We start from the raw sequence: 8,538 nt of genomic DNA, 5'->3' as shown, positions 1-8,538 counted from the left end.
CCAGAAGGGCGTCCAGGTTTGTCTTCACACACTGACCAACGGGCGCCCTTCGCCATGGTCGCGACCAGCACACACATCGGACTCATTCATCTAGTGCTGTGTCTGCGAGGCACCGCCGGGGCCGTGCGCGTCCGCGGACCGGTATCGCCGAAAGCTCGGCGCGCGTACCATGTTTGCCGTTCTGCGGGGCTTGCGCTGCACCGGCAGGCCGGGCGCGGCGACGAGGCCGGGCGCGTAGGGCTACAGCCCGAAATCCCTCTACCTGTGGCGCTGTGGCCCTGGCTGTGCGGGGCCCATGTGTTGAGCCTGCCGGGTTCCCAGCGGCGGGGTGAGCCGCGAAGGGGGCCGCTGTATGCCGCTGGGTCTTCCCGACCAGGTGGCCGCGTAATGGCCCCTACGACCTCGACGTGGACGGCCCACCTCCCACTGCCTGGTGCCTGCCCAAATGACACCGGGTGGTCGCTCAGCCCAGCCAGATGACGTCGATCAAGCCGGTGGCAGGTTCCGTGCCGCCCGCATCGGCTTCGAAAGCGACCAGCACGGCAGGAGTCTCACCGACCTGCCGGGACACGGTCCGGACCTCGTCGGGTGTCGGCTCACGGAACGCCGGGGCGTGGAAGGCCGCCGGACAGGGCGAGCCGATCGCTGCCGCTGCCTGCCTCGACGGCCGGCCGCTCTGGCGGGCGGCCGGCCGTCCCGCTCTCAAACGATCTGGCCCCGGCTCAGCCCTATGACGTTACGCGTCTCGGTCGGCTTCCTCAGCTGCACGCTCCAGTCGGCTTCGATGGTTCTCCCACCATGCTGAGTCGCCCGGCGCCATGCTGTCGTTGCCCTTGTTCATCCCCACGGCACCGTCTGTGAGTTCCCGGATGATGTCGGCGTGCCCGGCGTGCCGGTGCGTATCAGCAATCACTCGTACCACGGCATGATGCAACGTCACCTCGTTCCTTCCGCTGGCCCACCACGGCACCTTGCCGATCGTGTCCAACGCCAGCGCGTCGATCGTCGCATCCGCGTGCGCCCACGCCCGGCGATAGAGCTCGACGATGTACCCGTGTGACTCGTCGGCAGTGGCCCACATGTCCGCGTTGGGTTCAGCACCGTCTTCGAGCCAGGGCAACGGCTCGCCGAACGGCCGTCCGAAGGTGTCGCCGAGGTAGCCCAGCTCCACACTGGCCGCGTGTTTGACCAAGCCCAGGAGGTTGGTGCCGGTCGGCGTCAACGGGCGGCGGCTGTCGTACTCCGAGAGGCCTTCGAGCTTCCACAGCAGGGCATCGCGGGCGGACTGCAAGTAGAAGTGAAGGTCAGCCTTGGGATCTGATGCGGTCATGGGGCCAGTCTGCCGCGCACCCGATCTGTGTCCACCGCCTTTTCCACCGCTCGAGGCGAGCCCGATCATCTGAACGCAACGAGCGAACCGGATACGTGCCGTGCCGTCTTTCTCTTCGAGATTGGCGGGCCGGTTGATCACCCACTGCCCTCGCACCGCATCGACAGGCCTGCGACGGGCAGGCCCACCCTCTGGCGGTCGTGGTCACGGTGGCACGGCCTGGCAATGTGCCACCGACAGGCTCACCCTGGCCTGCCAGGCGGCACTCCACCTCGCGGCCATCCTGATGTGGGCCCGGCGCTGAGCGGTCTCCGCAAGACCGCCGACGTGCTTGTCGGTCCGCCCGGATACGGTGCGCTTGACGCAGACGACCAGGAGGAGAAATGGCAGGTCGAGACGATGTCGACGCGCTGCTCCGCATCATGCCCAACGATTACGGTGCCGACGAGCATGTCGACTGGGCGGCAGCTGAGGCACACCTGGGCACTTCCCTGCCCGGCGACTACCAGGCCTTCATGGCCCTCTACGGCGGTGGCTCCATCGATGACCTGGGCATCCACTCGCCCCTGCCAAGTGGCAACGGCTGGGCGGGATCGATCTCCGGCCACATTGAGGGGCTGCGCGAGCTGTGGGACAGGGAGGGGGGCGTTCCCGGGGTTCAACTGGGCGCGGACCGAGTGCTGCCCTGGGGCAGCGGATGCAACGCAAACGAACTGGGCTGGCTGATGACGACTCCGGATCCGGACCGGTGGCCGGTGGTGGTCTGGCGCCGTCACGGATCACCGCACTGGGCGGTGTTCGAGTGCGGCATGGCGGAGTTCCTCCGCAGGCTCATGACCGCCGAGTTTGACGAATGCCCCCTCAGCGATCTGTCACTGTGGGGACGTGTGGGAACCTTCGTTCACCACCTGGAGCAGGAACGCCGATTCCACACAGGCCTCGACCCTATGACCGGCGAACCTGACCCCTACGCAAACATGTTTGACTGACAGGCATGGGACCCGAGTTTCGCCCTGTCCCTGGGACGGAGCCGTGAGCGGGGTTGCGCCCGGGCGGCTCGCATCGGACACGGCAGGTGTCTTGGCTACTCAAAGAGACAGTGCCTGGACATGCAGGAAGCCAGGTGCGGATTGCTGTCCCCGGCGTGTCCTTTGCCTCGGCCGGACGTGCCATGCCCCTTGCCGCCCTCGCCGTGGTCCCCCTGTTGGCGAGGGCGAGAAGCCGCTCGCGGATGTCGACGTCGTTGGTCTTGTGGTCCTTCGAGATCCGGTGGACAACGTTGGGCAGGCCAGTGCCGATCTGGTCACCGAAGGCCTTCGTCGCTTCGGTCGGGCTTCCAGGGCCTTGTAGGTGACAGGACCGATCGCCTCGGCGACGCCGGGCCGATGCCGCTTCCCCCCTCTTTGATGTCCGTTGGGCCCGGGGATCAGCTGTCCAGTGACAGTGCGGACTTGGCGTGCGAGACGGCTGCCTCGGAGGCGGGTCCGCCGGGATTCTCCGTGGCCAGGGCCTGGTTGAGGGTCACGAAGACGCGCATCCGCTGCTCGTAGCGGGAGTAGGCGGCGCGGTGATCGCCGTGCGCCCGGGCGAGGCAGTCGGCCAGCACGTAGGCGCCCACGAGAGCCAGGCTGGTGCCTTGCCCCGAGAGCGGGGAAGGGCAGTAGCCGGCATCTCCGAGTAGGGCCACCCTGCCCTGCGACCAGTGGTTCATCCGGATCTGGGCCATGGCGTCGCAGTAGAAGTCGGGGGCGTCCTCGGCGGCCTTGGCCAGGCGGACCCCCTCCCACCTCAGGGAGGCGAGCTTGTCGGCGACAAGTTGCCGAAGGGCGCCGTTGTCGCGGAGGTCGTGGGCAAGGGGGGCTGAGTGGAAGCCGAAGGCGATCCTGAGCTCGGTGTTGTCGCGAACGGGCATGATGCCGAAGCCTGCGTCGCCGTCCCGCAGCCACATCTGCCAGTGGTCCAGTGCGAGGAAGTTGTCCGCGCTGAACACCGAGAGGTAGCTGCCCAGGTGATGGGCGAAGCGGTCCTCGGGGCCGAAGGCCAGGCGCCGTACGGTCGAGTGCAGGCCGTCGGCCCCGATCACAAGGTCGAAGGTGCGGGACGCACCGTGAGCGAAGTCGACGTGTATACCGGTCTGATCCTCGTCGAGCGCGGTGATGCTGTTGCCGAAGAGGTACTCGACGTCGGCGCACGTGTGCTCGTACACCATCCGCACCAGGTCCTCGCGCAGCAATTCGATGTCGTCACTGTCGAGCCGACCGCTGCTGAAGGTCGCCTCCGTGGAGCGCTCGATCTCGTGGCCGTCGGGGTCGAGGATCGACATGCCGCGCATCCGGGTGCGCACACGCCTGGCCTGTTCCAGCAGGCCCATCCGCTCGACGACGTCGAGCGCGACGCCGCGGACGTCCACGGCCTGGCCGCCAGGGCGTGGGCCCGGGGCGCGTTCGACGACGGTGGTCTCGAAACCGTGGCGGTGAAGCCAGTAGGCGAGCACGGGCCCGGCGATTCCGCCGCCGGAGATGAGTACGGTCTGCATGGGAAACTCCTCCAGTACGCTGTACGCATCGTGAACGTACGACGTACGTGCAGGCCTCTCAACTGGTCAGATCTCCGCCCTGTACTAGTGCAGTTGACGTCCGTGCGACGTCGCCGCTGCTCGCCTCTGCACTAGTACAGGCGAGGAAGGCAGCAGGACGTGACGAACCCCACAGACGCATCCGATCAGCCGCCCTATCTGCGCATCGTCGCCGGGATCCGCCGACGCATCGCCGACGGCGAACTCGCCCCCGGAGACCGGGTTCCCTCGACCCGTCAGATCGCGAGGGATTGGGGTGTCGCGCTCGCCACCGCCGCCAAGGCCCTGACCACCCTGCGCCTTGAGGGCCTTGTAGAGACCCGTCCCCGGACCGGCACTGTCGTCGCCGGAACCGCTCCCGTCACGCCGCCCCGCAGGCAATCGCCACCCGCCCCAGCCCCCGAGCAGGAACTGACCCTCGACCGGATCGTCCGCACAGCCATCGACATCGCCGATGCCGAAGGGCTGTCAGCGCTCTCCATGCGCGGCGTCGCGGCCCGGCTCGGGGTCGCCGCCATGTCGCCCTACCGGTACGTCCCCAGCAAGGACGACCTCGTCCTGCTCATGGCCGACGCCGCTTTCGGCGAGGAGACCTACCCCGTCGACGTGCCCGAAGGATGGCGCTCCCGCGTCGAGTTGGGAGCTCGGACCCTCTGGACCCTGTACCGCAGGCACCCGTGGCTGGCCCAACTCGGCTCTCTCACCCGCCCGTTGCTCGTACCTCATCTGATACGCCACGGCGAATGGGCGCTGAGTGCCCTCGACGGCCACGGCCTCGGTCCCACCACGCTGTTCGACATCCACGTACTGATCTACAGCCATGTCCAGGGCCTGGCAGTGCACCTGGAGTGGGAGGCGCACGCCGAAGCCTCCACAGGCCAGTCAGAAGACCAGTGGATGGACAGCCGTGCCCCCGCTCTCCGGGAACTGCTGGAATCCGGCCGCTTCCCGACCTTCGCCAGCGTGGTCGGAGCCTTCGACGACGGCTATGACCTGCGTCTCGATGTTCTCTTCGAATTCGGCCTTGCGGCACTCCTCGACGGCCTGACCCCCATCATCGAAGGCTAGTGCCGCGACAGGGCAAAGCTTGCCGGGAGGGGCACTAGGAAGCCCCGACGGCGGATATCCGGGCGCCGGACCGGCGATGCCGCCGTTGGTACAGGCCGGCCGACGGCTACCGCCTGCGCCTGGCACGGAGTGGTTCGGCGATTTCAGCGCCCGGTTCGCACCAGGTGTCTCCGACGAGCCGGCCGCGCTCTCCCGCACCCGGCCGACGATCAGCCTCAACCGGATTGACGCGCTCGCCGACCCACCTCGGCATGCAGGGCGCGTCCCTGTCAAGGCTGATGGCGAAGTACCGACACGAGAAGCCGGAGAACATCCGCCGCTACTTCGAACCGTCGCCAGAGGCGGTTGCCGAGCTCACGAGCCTGCTCGCGCCCGGCGGCAGCGACCGCTGAGCCGCGTTCCTCGATCCTTCTCGGGCAACGGCGGAGGCGGAGAGGAGCGTCGCAGCGGCGAGGCTGCCCCAGAGGGTGGCGGGGCCGCGGGGAGCGAGAGCGGTGATGACCGCCGGGGAGACGGCGAGGCCGAAGCCCGTGGAGAGCTCGAAGCGGGCGAGGACGCGTCCCAGGACATGGGCCGGGGCGAGGGCGGTGACGAGCGCGGTGGCGCTCCCGGCATAGATGATCTCGCCGATGGTGCAGACCACGGACACCGCGGCGACGGCCGGGGCACCCCAGCCGTGTCCCAGTGAGGTGGCCGCGAGGAAGCCGAGGTAGGACGCGGCGAGTACCACGCCGGCGAGAGCCAGCACGGTCCGCCGGGAGAAGCGGGACATCAGGACGGTGACCGGAACCTGCAGGGTGACCACCAGCACCGTGTTGGCCACGAAGATGGCCGCCGACCACACCGGGGATGCGTGCAACTGTGTCACCAGGATCAGAGGGAGAGCGATTTCGGGAACGTTGAGGCAGAAGACGTAGACCACGTTGGCGGCCAGCAGCGCGCGCATCCGGGGTGCGGGCCCGTCGGCCCTGTCGTCGGACGGCGTGGCGGCCGTTTGCGCGCGCAGGCGGACCGACCACGCCAGGGCCGCCGCGGCGAGATAGGCGAGCCCGGTGACTGCTGCCAGCGCCCGCAGTGCGGTGGTGCCGCCCGCCAGGGATACGGTGGCGAGCAGCGCGCCCACGCCCAGGCCGGCGTTGCGCAGGGCGCGGCCCGCCGCGAGAGCGGCGTCGCGTTCCCGGCCGTGGGCGACCGTGGCCACGAGAGCCGCGTGAGCGGCCGGCCATGCCTGGTTGCCGATACCGAGGAAGAGCGCCGCCGTCGCGAACAGCCAGACGTGCCCCGCCGGGGTGGCCAGTAGCAGCGCCACGCCCAGCACCCGCACCAGCATCGACGCCGCCACGACCGTGCTGCGCGCGCCCCGGTCCAGCCAGCGGCCCACCGCGGGCATGCACACCAGACCCACGACGACGCCGACGGTCATGGCGATGCCGGTGACCGGCGCGGACAGCGTCAGCACCGTCACCCCGTAGAGCAGCAGGAAGGGCCGCAGCAGGCCGGTGCCGAGCGCGTCCACGGCCAGGGCGGCGGCATAGCGGGGGCCTCCGGAGGCGCGGACGAGGGCGCGGGGCTGGATCTTGGTGATGGTTGCCATGGCGTCAAACGGTGCGTTCGACCACCGGGCTGGGCACGTCGGTTGACGGACACCGTCAACCGACGCCGTCGCCGTCCATCCGGTCAGGGATGCTGAGGGGATGACGTTGAAGATCGACATCAGCGGCCTGCCATCCGAGCGACTGCGGTTCGCCACCTCGCCGCTGGCCGAGCTGACCGCGATGCTGCATGTGCTGGCCGAACCCGGGCATCATCCGCAGCACGCCGGCTGGGCCGGGGACGTCTGGGCCGGGCTGCGGCCGGAGCTGGCCGAGCGGTTGCGGGAGGCGGAGTTCCTCTGGCGCTCCTCACAAGCCGACTTCCTGCTCCCCGCCCGGCCTCGGCCTACCCTCGCCGAGGAGTTGGACGACGTGGACCGGATCGACGACGAAACGTATGTGACCGCCGCGCTCGTCACCACGTGCGGCAGCAACCGGGTCCACTCCGCCGCGCCGTCGCCGCTCACCGACGCGACTGCGCGCGAGCGGGCCCTGGACCTGGCCCAGGCCCGCGGCGCGCGGCAGGAGGCCTTCGCGGAACGGCTGCTCGCGGACCCGGCCGCTGTGCGGGCGCGGGTGCGCCACACCCTCGAACAGTGCGCCGAGGCCTTCTTCGACGCGGCATGGACGGGCGTCGCCGTGCAGCTCGCCACCGACCTGCGTCTGAAGAACGACCTGCTGAAGCGCAAAGGCCTCGGGGCGGCACTCGCATCGGTCTCCGGCGCAGTCACCCTGGCACCGGACGGCGACTGCATCGTCGTGGACAAGTTGCAGGACAAGGCGACCGCGGCCCAAGGCACCGGAGTCACCTTCATCCCCAGCGTCTTCGGCAGCCCGCACCTTGTGGTGGTCCACGCACCCGGGTGGCAGCCGGTGGTGCAGTACCCCGTGGCCGAGCCGAGTCCATCAGAGCCGGTATCGCTGGAAACGGTCACACTACGGCTGGAGGCACTCGCACATCCGGTACGGCTGCGGCTGCTGCGCACCCTGGCCCGCGGCCCGCACACCACCGGTGAGCTGGCCCACGCCTGGGAACTCTCGCCCCCGGAGGTTTCCCGCCACCTCGCTGTCCTGCGCCGCGCGGGCCTGCTCACGGCCCGGCGGCACGGTCGTTACGTCCGTCACTCCCTCCATGTGCCCGCTCTTACGCCGCTGGGGACCGACCTGCTGGCGGCCGTGCTGCGCTGAGTAGCTTCGGTCTGCCGGAACGCGGGCGACCGCCGGTGGGAAACCTCCGGGCCACTTCGCGCGTTCGGCATCCGGGTGGGTCCCGACGAGGAGCCGCCCACCTTCGGCCAGGGCTCCGCCGCATCATCGACAGCGACATCACCCCACGCGCACAACGGCCCAGCTCCCGCTTCCCGGCACCCGCCGCATGTTCCACGGGCGCTTCCTTCAGGGCATCCGGCTGGAGGGCGGCCGCCCAGGGCTACGAAGGACTCGGAGCGGGCTTCTCCGCCGTCGCGGCGTCAGTCGTCCCGGACGCCCGGGAAGCGCGCGAACGTACGGCCTGCGTGACGTTCCATGCCGCGACGAGCAGGCAGAGCAGGCCCGTGCCGCCCGGTATGAGCCAGACGTCGTTCTGGCTCTCGACCGCCGTGGTCGCCGAGGGTCCGTCAACTGTGACGGCCACCGGCTCCGTCGGCTTTTCGTCGAAGGCGGTGTCGACCTCCACTTGCGCGATCCGGAAGGAGCCGTCCTCGGCCTCGAAGGATCCGGAGCACGTCACACCGTCGTCGTCACGGCGGGACTCATAGATCTCGCAGTACTCGGCCCGGAAGTGGCCGGGCGTCCCCGTCAGTTGTGTCTCCAATCGCATCAGGCTGCCGCCGAACAAGTAGACCCCGGCGCCCAAGGCCACAACAGTGGTGATAATCCGTCTCGGTCCCATGCGTCCCGTCCCCCCGATTTCCCCCCCGCCGCGTACGCAGCTGACGGGCAGCCTAACGCCCTTGATCACGGAGGCCGGATGC

At 69.4% G+C, this 8,538-nt stretch carries 7 protein-coding genes and 1 pseudogene; 4 read left to right on the top strand and 4 right to left on the bottom strand.

The genetic code is table 11. From position 1 onward, the window contains the following. Positions 1-736: 736 nt before the first annotated feature. Positions 737-1,330, bottom strand: a complete 594-nt coding sequence (locus tag ACZ6ZQ_RS35160; RefSeq protein WP_469772576.1) for a DinB family protein — start codon at positions 1,328-1,330, stop codon at positions 737-739. A gap of 383 nt (positions 1,331-1,713) precedes the next feature. On the opposite strand from ACZ6ZQ_RS35160, the gene ACZ6ZQ_RS35155 reads away from it, so the two are divergent. Further along, positions 1,714-2,319, top strand: a complete 606-nt coding sequence (locus ACZ6ZQ_RS35155) for an SMI1/KNR4 family protein (protein WP_469772575.1) — start codon at positions 1,714-1,716, stop codon at positions 2,317-2,319. 437 nt (positions 2,320-2,756) lie between these two features. Here ACZ6ZQ_RS35155 and ACZ6ZQ_RS35150 read toward each other — a convergent pair whose 3' ends face one another. After that, positions 2,757-3,866: an FAD-dependent monooxygenase gene (locus ACZ6ZQ_RS35150; RefSeq protein WP_469772574.1), complete on the bottom strand. Its 1,110-nt coding sequence runs from the start codon at positions 3,864-3,866 to the stop codon at positions 2,757-2,759. A 159-nt stretch (positions 3,867-4,025) separates the two neighbouring features. Between ACZ6ZQ_RS35150 and ACZ6ZQ_RS35145 the strand changes: the two genes are divergently transcribed. Further along, on the top strand, positions 4,026-4,973 hold the full coding sequence (locus ACZ6ZQ_RS35145; RefSeq protein ID WP_469772573.1) for a TetR/AcrR family transcriptional regulator C-terminal domain-containing protein: 948 nt from the start codon (positions 4,026-4,028) through the stop codon (positions 4,971-4,973). 239 nt (positions 4,974-5,212) lie between these two features. Next, positions 5,213-5,365 (top strand): annotated as a pseudogene (locus tag ACZ6ZQ_RS35140) (site-specific integrase); the annotation flags it as partial. Here ACZ6ZQ_RS35140 and ACZ6ZQ_RS35135 read toward each other — a convergent pair. Further along, positions 5,293-6,567 carry an MFS transporter gene (locus ACZ6ZQ_RS35135; protein WP_469772572.1) on the bottom strand — a complete coding sequence of 425 codons (1,275 nt, stop codon included), beginning with the start codon at positions 6,565-6,567 and terminating at the stop codon, positions 5,293-5,295. The pseudogene ACZ6ZQ_RS35140 and the gene ACZ6ZQ_RS35135 overlap by 73 nt on opposite strands. Before the next feature lie 100 nt (positions 6,568-6,667). Here ACZ6ZQ_RS35135 and ACZ6ZQ_RS35130 point away from each other — a divergent pair, with 100 nt between their 5' ends. Then, complete coding sequence (locus ACZ6ZQ_RS35130; protein ID WP_469772571.1) at positions 6,668-7,753, top strand: DUF5937 family protein; 1,086 nt, start codon at positions 6,668-6,670, stop codon at positions 7,751-7,753. 241 nt (positions 7,754-7,994) lie between these two features. On the opposite strand, the gene ACZ6ZQ_RS35125 is transcribed toward ACZ6ZQ_RS35130, so the two are convergent. Then, positions 7,995-8,384 carry a hypothetical protein gene (locus ACZ6ZQ_RS35125; RefSeq protein WP_469772582.1) on the bottom strand — a complete coding sequence of 130 codons (390 nt, stop codon included), beginning with the start codon at positions 8,382-8,384 and terminating at the stop codon, positions 7,995-7,997. Positions 8,385-8,538 lie beyond the last annotated feature (154 nt).

Source organism: Streptomyces sp. NPDC053673 (assembly GCF_055585225.1).
Note: the sequence above shows the minus strand (reverse complement) of the source record. Positions and strands in the feature narration are given on the sequence as shown.

Coding starts and splice junctions, on each gene's coding strand:
- ACZ6ZQ_RS35160 (WP_469772576.1), bottom strand. CDS start 1,330: ATGACCGCATCAGATCCCAAGGCTGACCTTCACTTCTACTTGCAGTCC.
- ACZ6ZQ_RS35155 (WP_469772575.1), top strand. CDS start 1,714: ATGGCAGGTCGAGACGATGTCGACGCGCTGCTCCGCATCATGCCCAAC.
- ACZ6ZQ_RS35150 (WP_469772574.1), bottom strand. CDS start 3,866: ATGCAGACCGTACTCATCTCCGGCGGCGGAATCGCCGGGCCCGTGCTC.
- ACZ6ZQ_RS35135 (WP_469772572.1), bottom strand. CDS start 6,567: ATGGCAACCATCACCAAGATCCAGCCCCGCGCCCTCGTCCGCGCCTCC.
- ACZ6ZQ_RS35130 (WP_469772571.1), top strand. CDS start 6,668: ATGACGTTGAAGATCGACATCAGCGGCCTGCCATCCGAGCGACTGCGG.
- ACZ6ZQ_RS35125 (WP_469772582.1), bottom strand. CDS start 8,384: ATGCGATTGGAGACACAACTGACGGGGACGCCCGGCCACTTCCGGGCC.